The sequence below is a fragment of the Mycobacterium interjectum genome (genome assembly GCF_900078675.2).
Taxonomy (GTDB): Bacteria; Actinomycetota; Actinomycetes; order Mycobacteriales; family Mycobacteriaceae; genus Mycobacterium; species Mycobacterium interjectum.
Window position 1 is genome coordinate 3,928,674 of record NZ_LT546237.1, and the last position, 13,680, is coordinate 3,942,353.

Sequence of the window (13,680 nt, forward strand, 5' to 3'; positions counted from 1 at the left end):
GTCGCGTCGCGGCGGCCGCGGCCGGGGACGCCGCGGTGACGTGCGAACGGCCATCCTGGCCCTGCTGGCCGAGCGGCCGATGCACGGCTACGAAATGATTCAGCAGATCGCCGAGCGCAGCAATGGAATCTGGCGGCCCAGCCCCGGGTCGGTGTACCCGACGCTGCAGCTGCTGGACGACGAAGGCCTGATCAGCGCCAGCGAAACCGACGGCAGCAAAAAGCTTTTCACGCTGACCGATGAGGGCCGCACGGCCGCCGAGAAGATCGAGACCCCACCGTGGGACGAGATCGCCGAAGGCGCCGATCCCGGCCAGGTCAACCTGCGGGCTGCGATCGGCCAGTTGTTCGGCGCGGTCGCGCAGTCCGCGCATACCGCCACCGCCGAGCAGCAGCAGCGCATCGTGGAGATCCTCAACAACGCCCGCCGCGAGGTCTACGGCATCCTCGGCGAGGACTGACCCGACTTCCAAGCCGCGAGCGTGCGCAGAATGACGGCACGAACGGTCGGCGTACAGACGCGCACGCTCGCGGCAACGGGGGTCAGGTCACATCGACCCAATTCAGGGTCCGCTGGACCGCCTTCCGCCAACCCGCATACCCCGCGGCGCGCTGGTCGTCGTCCCACGTGGGCGTCCAGCGCTTGTCCTCTTGCCAGTTGGCCCGCAGATCGGACGGGTCCGCCCAGAACCCGACCGCCAGTCCCGCGGCGTAGGCGGCGCCGAGCGCGGTGGTCTCGGCGACCACCGGCCGCACCACGTCCACGCCCAGCACGTCGGCCTGGATCTGCATGCACAAGTCGTTGCCCGTGATGCCGCCGTCGACCTTGAGCACCTCAAGGCGCACACCGGAATCCGCCTGCATCGCGTCCACCACATCGCGGCTCTGGTAGCAGATCGCCTCCAGCGTCGCGCGGGCCAGGTGCGCATTGGTGTTGAACCGCGACAGCCCCACGATTGCGCCGCGGGCGTCGGATCGCCAATACGGGGCGAACAACCCGGAAAATGCCGGGACGAAATACACGCCACCGTTGTCGGGAACCTGGCGAGCCAGCGACTCGCTCTGCGCGGCGCCGCTGATGATGCCCAGCTGATCGCGCAACCACTGCACCGCCGAGCCCGTGACCGCTATCGAACCCTCAAGCGCGTAAACGGGTTTGGCGTCGCCGAACTGATAACAGACGGTCGTCAGCAGGCCGTTGTCGGACCGGACGATCGTCTCGCCGGTGTTGAGCAGCAGGAAGTTGCCGGTGCCGTAGGTGTTTTTGGCCTCCCCCTCGGCCAGGCACACCTGGCCGACCATCGCCGCGTGCTGGTCGCCGAGGACGCCGGTGATCGGAACCTCGCCACCGACGGGCCCGGACTCCAGCGTCACACCGTAGGGCTGCAGCGGCGACGACGACGCGATCGCCGGCAGCATCGCGCGCGGGACGGAGAAGAACGACAACAGCTCGTCGTCCCAGTCCAGCGTCTCCAGGTTCATCAGCATCGTGCGGCTGGCGTTGGTCACGTCGGTGACGTGGGCGCCGCCCCGCGGCCCGCCGGTCAGATTCCACAACACCCAGGTGTCGGCGGTGCCGAAAAGGGCGTCACCGCTTTCGGCGGCCTCGCGCACCCCGTCGACGTTTTCCAGGATCCACTGCACCTTGCCGCCGGAAAAATAGGTCGCCGGCGGCAGGCCGGCCTTGCGGCGAATCACGTCCCCGCGGCCGTCCCGGTCCAGCGCCGACGCGATCCGGTCGGTGCGGGTGTCCTGCCAGACGATCGCGTTGTAATACGGCCGTCCGGTCCGCCGGTTCCACACCAGCGTCGTCTCCCGCTGGTTCGTAATGCCCAGGGCCAAAAGCTCCTTCGCCGACAGGTTGGCCCGATTCAGCACCGACATCAGCACCGACGACGTGCGCTCCCAGATCTCCACCGGGTCGTGCTCGACCCACCCGGCGCGGGGCAGGATCTGCTCGTGCTCGAGCTGATGGCGGGCGACTTCGGCCCCGTCGTGATCGAAAATCATGCACCGGGTGCTGGTGGTGCCCTGATCGATGGCGGCTACGAATTCCGCGGACTCGGCCAACGAGCTCTCCTCCACCCATGTGAGACGTGCACGTCCATGATCGTCTACTAGCTCCGCGGCGGTCAGCACAGGTCAGCCCCACGCCCTTGCGTTGCGCCCGGTAAACCTGTTGCATCGGCGTTGTGGGCGAAGAGGTGAACCGCACCACGTACGACCGCGCGCAGCGGGAGGAATACCGGCGCAAGGTGCGGCTGTGCCTGGACGTCTTCGAGACGATGCTCGCACAGTCGCGGTTCGACGCGGACCGGCCGCTCACGGGCATGGAGATCGAGTGCAACCTCGTCGACGCCGACTATCAGCCCGCCATGTCGAATCGTGTCGTGCTGGACGCCATCGCAGATCCGGCCTACCAGACCGAATTGGGCGCCTACAACATCGAATTCAACGTGCCGCCCCGGCCGTTGCCCGGACACACCGGCTTGGACCTGGAGGCCGAGGTGCGGGCCAGCCTCAACGACGCCGAGCTCAAGGCCAACTCCTGGGGGGCCCACATCGTGATGATCGGGATCCTGCCCACGCTGATGCCCGAGCACCTCGACGACAACTGGATGAGCGAATCGAAGCGGTATGCGGCCCTCAACGATTCGATCTTTTCCGCCCGCGGCGAGGACATCGCGATCAACATCTCCGGCCCGGAGCCGCTGAGCTGGCGAGCCGCGACGATCGCGCCCGAATCCGCTTGCACCAGCATGCAATTGCATCTGCAGCTGGCCCCTGAAGAATTCGCGGCCAATTGGAACGCGGCCCAGGCGCTCGCCGCCCCCCAACTGGCTCTGGCGGCCAACTCCCCCTATTTCTTCGGCCATCAGCTGTGGTCGGAAACCCGCATCGAGTTGTTCGCGCAATCCACCGACACCCGACCCGAGGAACTCAAGGCGCAGGGCGTGCGACCACGGGTGTGGTTCGGCGAACGGTGGATCACCTCGGTGCTCGACCTGTTCGGAGAGAACATCCAATACTTCCCGTCCCTGCTGCCCGAAGTGTCCGCCGAAGACCCGGTCGCCGAGTTGGCCGCCGGGCGCACCCCGCAGCTCGGCGAACTGCGCCTGCACAACGGCACCGTGTACCGCTGGAACCGGCCGGTGTACGACGTGGTCGACGGGCGCCCGCACCTGCGGCTGGAGAACCGGGTGCTCCCGGCCGGCCCGACCGTCGTCGACATGCTCGGCAACGCCGCCTTCTACTACGGCCTGCTGCGCGGCCTCGCCGAAGGCGAAGACCCGCTGTGGAACAGGATGGGTTTCCTTGTGGCACGGGCGAATTTCCTCGAGGCGGCGCGCAACGGCATAGACGCCCGGCTGCTCTGGCCCGGTGTGGGCAAGGTGACGGCGCGGGAACTGGTGCTCGACACGTTGTTGCCGATCGCAGACGACGGACTGCGCCGCTGGGGCGTCGACGCCGAGGTGCGCGACCGTTTCCTCGGGGTCATCGAGGGCCGCGCCCGCGCCGGCCGCAACGGCGCGACCTGGCAGGTATCCACCGTGCGTACCCTGGAGGACGGCGGTGCGAGCCGGCCCGCGGCGCTGGGCGAGATGCTGCGACGGTATTGCGAACACATGCACGCCAACGAGCCGGTGCACACTTGGGATCTGTAGCGACGCGAGGGGGTTGACCATGTCGACCGACATCATGGATTGGGACGGCGCGTATCGCGAGGACGGCGAATTCGAGGGGCCGCCGCCGTGGAACATCGGTGAGCCGCAGCCGGAATTGGCGGCGCTGATCGCGGCCGGAAAGTTCCGTAGCGACGTGCTTGACGCCGGATGCGGCTTCGCCGAGCTGTCGCTGGCGCTGGCCGCGCAGGGCTACACCGTGGTCGGCATCGACCTCACGCCGACCGCCGTCGCGGCGGCCACCAGGGCGGCTCAAGAACGCGGCCTGAGCACCGCCAGCTTCGTGCAGGCCGACATCACGTCCTTCACGGGATATGACGGACGTTTCTCGACGGTCGTCGACAGCACGTTGTTCCATTCGCTACCCGTGGAGGGCCGCGACGGCTACCTGAGCTCGATCCACCGCGCGGCCGCCCCGGGGGCAGGCTATTTCGTGCTGGTATTCGCCAAGGGTGCCTTCCCCGCGGAGATGGAACCCAAGCCCAACGAGGTCGACGAGGACGAGTTGCGCGCCGCGGTGAGCAAGTACTGGGAGATCGACGATATCCGGCCCGCCTACATCCACGCGAACATTCCCCCGATCTCCAACGCGCCCTTCGAATTCCCGCCGCACGACCGCGACGAGAAGGGCCGGATGAAGTTGCCGGCCTACCTGCTGATCGCGCACAAGGCCGGGTGAGTTTTAACCGCGCCGCACCGCGGGTCAGGGGCTCACGCCCAGCAGGCTGGCCGCGATGTCTTCCACGATTCCAACGAAGTCGTTCGTCACGACGGTCGCTCCGTTCAGCCAGGTGGGTATTGGCGGGATCGTGAACTGCTCCTGCTGAACGGGGGCCAGGGTGATGTTGGGGATGTTCACGTCGGGCAGGCTGAAGCCGCCGACGCCGATGGGCGGGATGGTCAGCGGCGCCGTGGCGAACCCCGGCCAGCTGACCTGCGGCAGCGTGAAACCGCCGACGCCGATCGGCGGGATGGTCAGCGGCGCCGTGGCGAACGCCGGCCAGCTGACCTGCGGCAGCGTGAAACCGCCGACGGCGATGGGCGGAACGGTGACCGACGGGACGGAGAAGCCGGAAAGGCCGATGGACGGAAACACGTAGCTGCCGCCGCTCGGGTTGCTGATGCTCAGGTAGGGCAGGGTGAAGGCCCCGATCTGGATACTGGGAATGTTGATTTGAGTGATATAGCCCAGTGTGTTTAAGCCAAGTGATGGCGCGAAATCGAACGACTGAAGATTGATGTTGTAATTCGGGAAAAGAATGTTGCCGGTTGTCAAAGTGACCACTGTCTGACCGCCACCCGGGACATTGATGTCCGGGAACTGTATCTGCGGAAGAGTGATTTGGGGGACGGTTATCGAAGGCAGGCTCCAGCCCGTCACCTGGATCAGGGGCGTCTGGAACGCCGGGATGGTCACCGCGGGCAGGTTGATCGGCGGCACCGTGATGGCGGGGGTCGTTATCGACGGCAGGTCAAATGCGCCGACGGTGATGTTGGCGGGGGTCGTGCCGGCCGGGATACTGATGGACGGTATCGACAGTTGCGGCAAGCTGAACGGACTCACCGTGACATTGGCGACCGTGGAACCGGCCGGAATGTTGATCGACGGAATGGTGAGCTGGGGCAGATTGAAGGGGGCGACATTTATCGGAGGTATGTGAACTGCCGGCAGGATGGCCCCGGGTGTGCTGATCGTGAACTGAATGCCACCCGTCCCGATATTGATGTCGAGTGCGCCGTTGAGAAGGTTGAAGGTTCGGTAGGTCGCGGCGGGTACCGCCGCGGCGGGCATGCTCAAAACCTGCCCTGCGTTAGCGGCCTCGGCGCCGACATATGCCGCCGCACCGGCACTCAACAGCGTTTCGAACTCAGCGTGGAATGCCTGTGCTTGAGCGTTGAGGGCTTGAAATTGCTGGCCGGCGCTGCCGAAAAGCGAAGCGATCGCGATCGATACCTCGTCTCCAGCGGACGCCGCTATCCCCGTGGTGGGGCCCGCGGCCGCGGCGGCCTCGGTCAGCGAGGCGCGAATACCTGCCAAGTCCTGAGCGGCACCCTGCACCGCGTCCGGCACGGTGATCACATACGACATCTCCATCTCCTATCACGCACGCCGCAAAGAGCAGGGTCGGGCGGTGGCGGCCGTCGTCGCCGGCCCTGGGATCGCCGAGCTGAATGACTCTGCGGCCGAACCCAATTCGCCCGTCAACCCATCCCAGGCCGCCGCCTGAAGTATCGCAGCGGATCTCATCCGGCACCCATTTTCACCTGCTCGTCATCGAGGGGCGTGCCGTCGCGGGCCGACCCTTAACCCGGGCGCGCGCTAGGGAAAACCTACCCCACACGTGCCCAATAAGCACAGTGCTTTTCATACTTTTCGTCAAAATTAGGCGCCGGATTTCCCGAATCGGTTTCTTCGGGCCGCGGCCCGGCGCACCGCTAGGTGCCGGTCGCCGCGGTCGCCGCGATCAGCGCCTCGGCGAAGCTCTCCAGGTCGCCGGCCGTGGTGTCGACGTGGGGCGAGATCCGCAACACCGGCGCGGTGAGTTCGCGCGGCGCCCGCGCCACCCCCGCGTAGGTCGTGACGATGCGCCGCTCGGCGAGCAACCATGCTCGCACCGCTTCGGGGTCGGCGCCGTCGACGGGGGCCAGCGTAGTGATGGCGCTCGGCTCCTCGGTCTCTTCGACCACCAGCCACCCGTCGACGTCGGCCAGCAGGGTGCGGGCGACGACGCCGAGCTCGGCCAACCGGGCACGGACCGATTCCGGCCCGCAGGCCAGATGTTCGCCGACCGCAACCGAAAAGCCCACGCGCGCAGCGGCATTGGCTTCCCCGAAGCCTAGCTGCTGCGCCACCGGCAGGCCCGCGGCCCAGTGCGGTGCCGGCAGCCGCGGCGTCAGCCGGTCCATCAGCCCGGGCCGCAGCGCCACGGCCCCGACGCCGCGCGGCCCGGCGAGCCATTTGCGCGACGACGAATACATGGCGTCGGCGCCGACGGCGCAGTCGATGTGGCCCAGCGCCTGCGCGGCATCCACCACCAGCGGCACGCCCAGTTGGCGGCAGAGCCTGGCCATCATGTCAAGGGGCTGCACCACGCCTCGGTGGCTGGCCAGGGGCGTGAGGTGGACCAAGTCCGGCGGGTTCTCGTCAAGTTGGAATGCCGCGTCGTCGAGCGCCAGCCTGCCGTCGTCCAGGGTCGGCAAGGTGCGCACCTCGAACCCGTACGCGGCCATCACGGCCAGGTTGGGCCCGTACTCCCCGGGCAGGCAGGCAAGNTGTCGCCCCAGGCGGTCGCCAGCAGCCGGGCGCCGTCGGCGGCCAACACGTTCAGCCGCGCCAGCGGGTCGGCGGCGCCGATGTCGGCGACGGTGTCGCCCAGCGCGTCGAGCCCACGCTCGAAGATGGTTGCCGCGAGTATCGCGCTGTCGCAAGAAGATTCGGCAGACGAGGTGGGCGGCAACACCGCGCGATCGACGATCCCGTTGTGCGACAACAGCCAGCGGCCGTCGGTGAACGGCGCGGTCGCACTGGCCTCGATCGGCATCCCCACGGTCGCCGAGCGCACCGCGGCCACCACGCAGTGGCTGCGCAGCGCCGGCGCGATCGAGTCGAACGACACGTCGCCCCACAGCGGTGCCGGGCTGCGCCAGCGCCGGGGCACGTCGCGGTCGAAAAACCCGACGCCCCAACCGTCGGCGTTCATCAGGCCGTGCTTCTGGCGACGCGGGGCGTACGACTGCACCCGCAACCCGCACGGCGGGTCAAGCACCAGCGAGGAGACGGTCACGTCCGCGCCGAGCCAGCCCAGGTGGCGACACATCAGGCCGATTCCTCCAGCACGTCCCAGGCCAGGCGGACACCGGAGAAAATCTGGCGCCGGACCGGATGGTCCCAGTTGCGGAAGCTGGGCCGCAGGATCGCCGCCTCCACGGCCCACGAGCCGCCGCGCAGCACCCGGTAGTCGCCGTCGAAGAACGGCTGCGAGTAGCGCTGGTAAATCATCGGGACGNCCGCGCTGTCGAGGTGCAGCCCGGCCGCCGGTGGGCGGGCCGCCCGCCACCGGTCGGCCAGCGAATCCGCCGTCACTTAACGGCCAGCGACAGCCCGAAGTCGCCCGCGCCGTCGGTCCACCACCGGATGCGACGCAGCCCGGCCTCGGCCAATTCGGCGCTGACCCCGTCCGGGCGGAACTTGCACGAGACCTCGGTGAGCATTTCCTCGCCGTCCGCGAAATCGACCGTCAGGTCAAGCGCGCCGACCCGCACCCGCTGGCGCCGGCCGGCCCGCAGCCACATTTCGATGCGCTCCGCGTCGGTGTTCCAGCGCGCCACGTGCCGGTAGGCCTCGACATCGAAGTCGGCGTCGAGCTGCCGGTTGATCACCGCGAGCACGTTGCGGTTGAACCGGGCCGTCACCCCGGCGGTGTCGTCATAGGCGCGCACCAGCCGTTCGGTGTCCTTGACCAGGTCCGTGCCCAGCAGCAGGCTGTCGCCCGGCCGCATCACCCCGGCCAGGGTGGCCAGGAATTCCGCGCGCGGCTCGGGCGTCAGGTTGCCGATCGTCGATCCCAGGAAAACGAACAACCGCCTGCCGCCGTCGGGGATCTCGGTCAGGTGTTCCTCGAAATCCCCACAGACGGCGTTGATTTCGATGCCCGGGTATTCGCGCTGGATGGCGGCGGCGGTGGCGGACAGCACGCTGGCGTCGACGTCGAACGGCACGAACCCGCGCAGCGAGCCGCGGTCGCGCAGCGCGTCCAGCAGCCGCCGCGTCTTCTCCGACGTCCCGGCGCCCAGCTCGACCAGGGTGTCGGCCTCGCTGGCCGACGCGACCTCGCCAGACCGGTCGCACAGGATCTCGGCCTCGGCGCGGGTCGGGTAGTACTCGGGCAGCCGGGTGATCTGATCGAACAACTCGCTGCCCACCGAATCGTAGAACCACTTGGGCGGCAGGGTTTTCGGCGTCTGCCGTAGGCCGTCGAGCACGTCGCGACGCAGCGCGTGATACGCGGAGTCGGCGGCGAGGTGGTTGGACAGCGTCAGCGTCATCGAGATCCTTTCGAATGCGGGTGATCCAGCGGGGTGATCCTGACGCCCGCCGAGGTGACCTCCACCAGGTGCNGGGGCCGCCCGGGATCAGCACCGACGTTCCGGCCACCCCGGGCCGGCCCGCGGGCAGGGCGGAGCCGTCGGTCAGCAGCGGCGCGCCGGTGCGCAGGTTCAGCGCCTGCAGCATGGTTTCGTCGTGCTGGTTTTCGTGGCTGACCACCAGCCCGAAGACGAACGCCGCGTGCTCGCCGGCGGGGTCTTCGGGCAGCGCGTCCAAAGCGTCCAGCGCGGCCGACCGCACGGTCCGGCAATAGGACCGCGCCCGCTCGGGGGGCAGCAGCGGCAACTCCACCCGGCTGGCGCGGGAGTATTCGAACGCGTCGTAGAGACCCTCGACGGCCGGCGGCAACATCCCGGGCCGGGCCGGGTCGCCGCCCCGCAGCAGCCAGAACTCTTCCTGCTGACCGATGTGCGCCAGATCCCACACCAGCGGGCTCATCAACGGGTCGTACTGTCGCCACAGCTCGTCGTCGTCGAAGTCGACCAGCCGCAGCGTCCGCGCCCGCGCCCGCGCCATGTCGCCCGCAAGTCTCTCCCGGGACGTCACAAGCCCCCTTGCGCCAGCCGCGCCACCACCGGGGCGATGCCATGCTCGATGACCCGGTCGGAAAAGTCGTCGCCCGGACATCGGGCCTGCTCGACGCCGCTGACCAGGAGCTGCATCGACTCGGTCAGCTCCGCCGGGGCCCGCTCGGCCGCGACCGCGACGCAGGTGTTGGCCGCCTGGTAGAGCCGCCGGTCGCGCAGGCCCACCCGGGCCGCGGTGTCCCAGGCGGTGGCCACGGGTTCGACGGCCTCGGCCGCGAGCTCGGCGGCGACCGGGTCGTCGAGCAGCGCCACCAACGTAAACACCACCGCCGGCCACAACGCGTCGGGGACGCTGTCGAGGTAGCGGATCTCCAGCCACTGCCTCGGGCGCACCGGCGGGAACAGCGTGGTCAGGTGGTATTCCAGGTCGGCGATCGTCGGCCGCCGCTCGCCGAGCAACACCCGGCCGTCCACCCAGTCCGCGAACGGCACCCACCGCGTGACGGCCACCGCTTCGGGGTCGCGCACGAGCATCACCGGCGCTTTGAGCGCATAGCGCGCCCAGTCGGTGCCCGGGTCGTCGCCGCTGGCGCCCAGGATCGGTCCACAGCGCGCCGAGTCCATGTCGCCCCACACCCGCTGCCGGGTCGACACCCACCCGGTGAACTCGCCGCCCAGCATCGGGGAGTTCGCGGAGATCGCGATCATCGTCGGGCCCAGCGCGTGCGCCAGCCGGACCCGCGCCGCCCAGCCGTCGCGCGGCCCGGCGTCCACGTTGACCTGAATCGACGCCGTCGACGTCATCATCGCCGCGCCCGCCTCCCCGGAGCGGCTGGCGCCGAAGAACTGCTCCATGGCGCGGTAGCGCGAGCCCGGGTTGATGCGCTTCGGCGGCCGCAGCGGATCGGCCCCGAGGAAAACCAGGCCCAGCCCGGCGTCGGCGAAGGCCGACCGCAGCACGGCCTGATCCCGCTTCATCGCATCGATGGAGGCCAGCACCCCGGCGGCGGGCGGGCCGGACAGCTCGACGGCTCCGCCGGGTTCGACCGTGACGACGCTGCCGCCGGGCAGGGCGGGCAGCCGCTCGAGCACCCCGGTGATTTCGTCCCAGCCGGGCCGGCGGTGCGGGTCGGTGAGGTCGTGGCAATGCCCTTCCAGCTCCAGGCCGATACGCCGCAACGGTCCATCGATCAGGCAGCCCTCGGCGATGTATTTCGCGGCGGCGGCAGAGTCGACCATTTCGGCTTCGGCGGCGCTGACGGCGGCGGACGTCATATCACGATCCCTTCGTGGGCCCGGCCGACCCGGCATGGCCTGCGGACCGCTGGTTGCGCAACGAGCGGAGAAATATCGCCACTACTTCATCTTGCAGATCGCACCGACATATTCCCGTCCCGCCGGGACTTCCCAGTCAGAAGCCATCCGGACCCACCCGAGTGTGCGGGGCCACGCTATTGGCCCAGCGCGTTCTGCATCGCCCCGGCCAGGACGTTGACCGCGGGGCCCGCGTTGCCAGACTGGCAGACCTTGGCCTGCAGCAACACGTTTTCGCGCAGCCTGGTTTGATCGAAACAGCGCCGGTCGGTGCCCGCTTCCTGCTTGGTCCAATTGGCGTCCGTTCCCGTCGCCGGGCCGCCGTCGAAAGACCACACCTGGGTGCTGCCGTTGTCCAGATGCATCGCGGTGGTCTGCCCCGAGCAACCAACGGTCCGGTCCACGACACGATGGAACGCCCGGCCCGCGGCGTCGTCACTGGCGAACACCCCGACCGCCTGTTTGACGAAATGGGTCTGGTCGTTGGCCGACGTCTGGGTCGTCGCCCCGTTGAACGACGCCAGATCCGGATCGTCGAACACCTCGGGGAGCCCGACGTCCGCCCAGTTGTTGCACACCGGTACGTCGACCGAGAAGCCCTGGAAGGGCTGGGTGAACGTCGACTCCCAGCCCATCGGCCCGCCGACGATGTTGCCGATCGACCCCTTGCCCAGGACCGCGTAATTGACCACCCCGGGCTCCGACGGATGCGCGGCCGCGACGGGAACGCCCAACCCTGTTCCGACCGCCACGCCGACGGTCACCACCGCGGCACAGATCCGCATGGTCATGGGCTTCGATCATGCCAGGGCCGGGTGCGCGATTGCGAACGCCGGATTATTGCGCCCGCACCCCCTCCTCCACTTTCTTACCGAGGTCGGCGTCGACGTTGCGCCAGTACTCGAACACCCGCGACAACACCGGCTCTTTGACGCCCTTGGAGACGTGGCCGATGATGTTGTGCGCCAAGCGTTCCCGGGCCGCATCGTCGAGCACTTCGCGGACCATGGTCCCGGCCTGGCCCCAGTCGTCGTCCTCGGCGTGCAGCGTGTACGCGGCGCGGACCATGTCGCCGTCGGCGTGCCAGCGCACCTCGGCGGCGCGCGCCGGGTCCGCCTGCGGGCCGCCGTAGGAATTGGGCGCATACACCGGATCGGAGACGTTGGTCATCCGCATCGCACCGTCCTTGGAGTAGCTGTTCACCTCCACCTTCGGCGTGTTGACGGGGATCTGCCGGTAGTTGGTCCCCAGCCGGGCGCGGTGCGCGTCGGAGTAGGAGAAGCCGCGGGCCTGCAGCATCTTGTCCGGGCTCAACCCGGTGCCGGGCACCGTGTTGTTCGGCTCGAAGGCGGCCTGCTCGATTTCGGTGTGGTAGTCGGTGACGTTGCGGTTCAGGGTCATCTTGCCGACGTCGATCAACGGGTAGTCGCCGTGCGGCCACACCTTGGTCAGATCGAACGGGTTGAACCGGTAGTTCCTGGCCTCCTCGTAGGGCATGATCTGCATCTTCAGCGTCCAGCTCGGGTGATTGCCGCCCTCGATCGCCTCGTAGAGGTCCCGCTGGTGGTAGTCACCGTCCTCGCCGGCCAGCCGGTCGGCGTCCTCCTGGGTCAAAAAGTCGTTGCCCTGGTCGGTGACGAAGTGGTACTTCACCCAGAAGATCTCGCCGCCGGCGTTGATCCAGCTGTAGGTGTGGCTGCTGTAGCCGTTCATCTGCCGCCAGCTCTTGGGGATCCCACGATCGCCCATCAGCCAAGTGACCTGGTGCGCGGACTCCGGCGACAGCGTCCAGAAATCCCATTGCATGTTGTGGTCGCGCACGTTGCTGGCCTGCAGGCGCTTTTGCGACCGGATGAAGTGCTGGAACTTCAGCGGGTCGCGCATGAAGAAGACCGGCGTGTTGTTGCCGACCAGGTCGAAGTTGCCCTCGGCCGTGTAGAACTTCAGCGCGAACCCGCGCGGGTCCCGCCAGGTGTCCGGGCTGCCCCGCTCGCCGGCGACGGTGGAGAACCTTGCCAGCATCTCGGTCTTGGTGCCGGGCTGGAACACCGCGGCCCGGGTGTACTTGCTGACGTCGTTGGTCACCTCGAACTGGCCGAACGCGCCACCCCCCTTGGCGTGCGGTTGGCGCTCGGGGATGCGTTCCCGGTTGAACTGGGCCATCTGCTCGATCAGGTAATGATCCTGCAGCAGGATCGGCCCGTCGGGGCCGATGGTCAACGATTGGTCGTCGCTCGGTGCGGGGATGCCGGCGTCGGTGGTGGTATGGCGGTCAGTCATTTTCGCTACCTCTGCTTATCTTGAACGGGCTTAACGGCTTTCGATGCGGCGCGGCACAAACGGCCTTCCTATGGACGCGGATTGCCCGGGGTGTTCGGCGCGGGAACGGTCGCGCTGGGCGTCGGCGACTGGCCGGGACCGCCGGGTCCCCCCGGACCGGCGCCCGGCGGCGGACCGAAGGGGCCGCCCGGCCCACCCGGGCCGAAGCCCGGCGGCGGACCCCACGGGCCGACGACCATCCCCGGACCGCCGGGCCCGCCGAACTGCCACGGCCCGCCGCCCGGGCCGCCCGGGCCGTACATCATGCCGTGGTGATGTTTGTGGTGGCAGTGATGGTTGAACCCGACGACCATGGCGCCGGCGAAGAAGACGGTGGAGAGAATGAAGACGATCCCGGCCACGATCACCACCCACGCGGCCGCGACGTAGAGCCTGGGCGGCTTGACCCGCTCGTACGGGGGCGCCGGCGGCGGCTCGGCGGCAACGGAAGGCGGTGGCGTCGATGGTTCAGGTGTTTGGGTCATGCCTTGAATAGTGCCCCTGTCGCCAACCCCGATAACAGGCTGCGCTGACAAAAGTTGCTGTGAAATTGTGTAGCCCGGCGCTCGTGCGAGCGCCGGGCTATCGGTGGAGGTTTGACGATCCGCCTACGGCGTGCGAGGCGGCGCGACCGACGACGGGATCTGGCTGGGTCCGGGCGCTCCCGGCGTTGCCGACGCGGGCCCGCCGCCCTGGACCGCCGCGGGGCCGCCGGCCGGGCCACCCGGCCC

General features: G+C 68.7%; 10 protein-coding genes and 6 pseudogenes. 3 read left to right on the forward strand and 13 right to left on the reverse strand.

Going from position 1 to position 13,680, the window contains the following annotated elements:
* Positions 1-460, forward strand: a 460-nt coding sequence (locus BN4348_RS53405) for a PadR family transcriptional regulator (RefSeq protein WP_142308825.1), incomplete at its 5' end; no start/stop codon positions are given.
* Between the two features lie 82 nt (positions 461-542).
* Here the strand turns inward: BN4348_RS53405 and glpK are convergent.
* Entirely contained in the window at positions 543-2,009 is a 1,467-nt protein-coding gene (glpK, locus tag BN4348_RS53410; RefSeq protein ID WP_235852934.1) for a glycerol kinase GlpK, read from the reverse strand.
* Positions 2,010-2,191: 182 nt separating this feature from the next.
* On the opposite strand from glpK, the gene BN4348_RS53415 reads away from it, so the two are divergent.
* Entirely contained in the window at positions 2,192-3,664 is a 1,473-nt protein-coding gene (locus BN4348_RS53415) for a glutamate-cysteine ligase family protein (protein WP_066916712.1), read from the forward strand.
* Between the two features lie 19 nt (positions 3,665-3,683).
* Positions 3,684-4,361 (forward strand): class I SAM-dependent methyltransferase, encoded by a 678-nt coding sequence (locus tag BN4348_RS53420; RefSeq protein ID WP_066916714.1) that lies wholly within the window; start codon positions 3,684-3,686, stop codon positions 4,359-4,361.
* A 24-nt stretch (positions 4,362-4,385) separates the two neighbouring features.
* Here BN4348_RS53420 and BN4348_RS62580 read toward each other — a convergent pair whose 3' ends face one another.
* From BN4348_RS62580 to BN4348_RS53470, 12 genes and pseudogenes are all read right to left on the reverse strand, one after another.
* The gene (locus BN4348_RS62580; RefSeq protein WP_160040571.1) at positions 4,386-5,771 is read right to left on the reverse strand and encodes a PE family protein; all 1,386 of its coding nucleotides are present in this window, start codon (positions 5,769-5,771) and stop codon (positions 4,386-4,388) included.
* A 39-nt stretch (positions 5,772-5,810) separates the two neighbouring features.
* Positions 5,811-5,930 (reverse strand): annotated as a pseudogene (locus tag BN4348_RS62965) (hypothetical protein); the annotation flags it as partial.
* A gap of 188 nt (positions 5,931-6,118) precedes the next feature.
* Positions 6,119-6,961 (reverse strand): annotated as a pseudogene (gene egtE, locus BN4348_RS53430) (ergothioneine biosynthesis PLP-dependent enzyme EgtE); the annotation flags it as partial.
* Positions 6,952-7,500: pseudogene (egtC, locus tag BN4348_RS53435) on the reverse strand (ergothioneine biosynthesis protein EgtC); the annotation flags it as partial. The pseudogenes egtC and egtE, both read right to left, overlap by 10 nt.
* Positions 7,500-7,691, reverse strand: a pseudogene (locus tag BN4348_RS53440) (SUMF1/EgtB/PvdO family nonheme iron enzyme); the annotation flags it as partial. The pseudogenes egtC and BN4348_RS53440, both read right to left, overlap by 1 nt.
* Positions 7,692-7,766: pseudogene (locus tag BN4348_RS62970) on the reverse strand (hypothetical protein); the annotation flags it as partial.
* Complete coding sequence (egtD, locus tag BN4348_RS53445) at positions 7,763-8,728, reverse strand: L-histidine N(alpha)-methyltransferase (RefSeq protein WP_066916720.1); 966 nt, start codon at positions 8,726-8,728, stop codon at positions 7,763-7,765. The gene egtD and the pseudogene BN4348_RS62970, both read right to left, overlap by 4 nt.
* A 73-nt stretch (positions 8,729-8,801) precedes the next feature.
* Positions 8,802-9,335: pseudogene (locus BN4348_RS53450) on the reverse strand (DinB family protein); the annotation flags it as partial.
* Positions 9,332-10,591 carry an ergothioneine biosynthesis glutamate--cysteine ligase EgtA gene (gene egtA, locus BN4348_RS53455; protein ID WP_066916723.1) on the reverse strand — a complete coding sequence of 420 codons (1,260 nt, stop codon included), beginning with the start codon at positions 10,589-10,591 and terminating at the stop codon, positions 9,332-9,334. The pseudogene BN4348_RS53450 and the gene egtA, both read right to left, overlap by 4 nt.
* 176 nt (positions 10,592-10,767) lie before the next feature.
* On the reverse strand, positions 10,768-11,415 hold the full coding sequence (locus BN4348_RS53460) for a sensor domain-containing protein (RefSeq protein WP_096866320.1): 648 nt from the start codon (positions 11,413-11,415) through the stop codon (positions 10,768-10,770).
* Positions 11,416-11,467: 52 nt separating this feature from the next.
* Complete coding sequence (locus BN4348_RS53465; RefSeq protein WP_066916726.1) at positions 11,468-12,910, reverse strand: catalase; 1,443 nt, start codon at positions 12,908-12,910, stop codon at positions 11,468-11,470.
* A 68-nt stretch (positions 12,911-12,978) separates the two neighbouring features.
* Entirely contained in the window at positions 12,979-13,434 is a 456-nt protein-coding gene (locus BN4348_RS53470) for a hypothetical protein (protein WP_066916728.1), read from the reverse strand.
* Between the last annotated feature and the right edge of the window lie 246 nt (positions 13,435-13,680).

Excerpts from the sequence above, each read along its gene's own strand:
- glpK (WP_235852934.1), bottom strand. The coding sequence starts at position 2,009 with ATGATTTTCGATCACGACGGGGCCGAAGTCGCCCGCCATCAGCTCGAG.
- BN4348_RS53420 (WP_066916714.1), top strand. The coding sequence starts at position 3,684 with ATGTCGACCGACATCATGGATTGGGACGGCGCGTATCGCGAGGACGGC.
- BN4348_RS62580 (WP_160040571.1), bottom strand. The coding sequence starts at position 5,771 with ATGTCGTATGTGATCACCGTGCCGGACGCGGTGCAGGGTGCCGCTCAG.
- egtD (WP_066916720.1), bottom strand. The coding sequence starts at position 8,728 with ATGACGCTGACGCTGTCCAACCACCTCGCCGCCGACTCCGCGTATCAC.
- egtA (WP_066916723.1), bottom strand. The coding sequence starts at position 10,591 with ATGACGTCCGCCGCCGTCAGCGCCGCCGAAGCCGAAATGGTCGACTCT.
- BN4348_RS53460 (WP_096866320.1), bottom strand. The coding sequence starts at position 11,415 with ATGCGGATCTGTGCCGCGGTGGTGACCGTCGGCGTGGCGGTCGGAACA.
- BN4348_RS53465 (WP_066916726.1), bottom strand. The coding sequence starts at position 12,910 with ATGACTGACCGCCATACCACCACCGACGCCGGCATCCCCGCACCGAGC.
- BN4348_RS53470 (WP_066916728.1), bottom strand. The coding sequence starts at position 13,434 with ATGACCCAAACACCTGAACCATCGACGCCACCGCCTTCCGTTGCCGCC.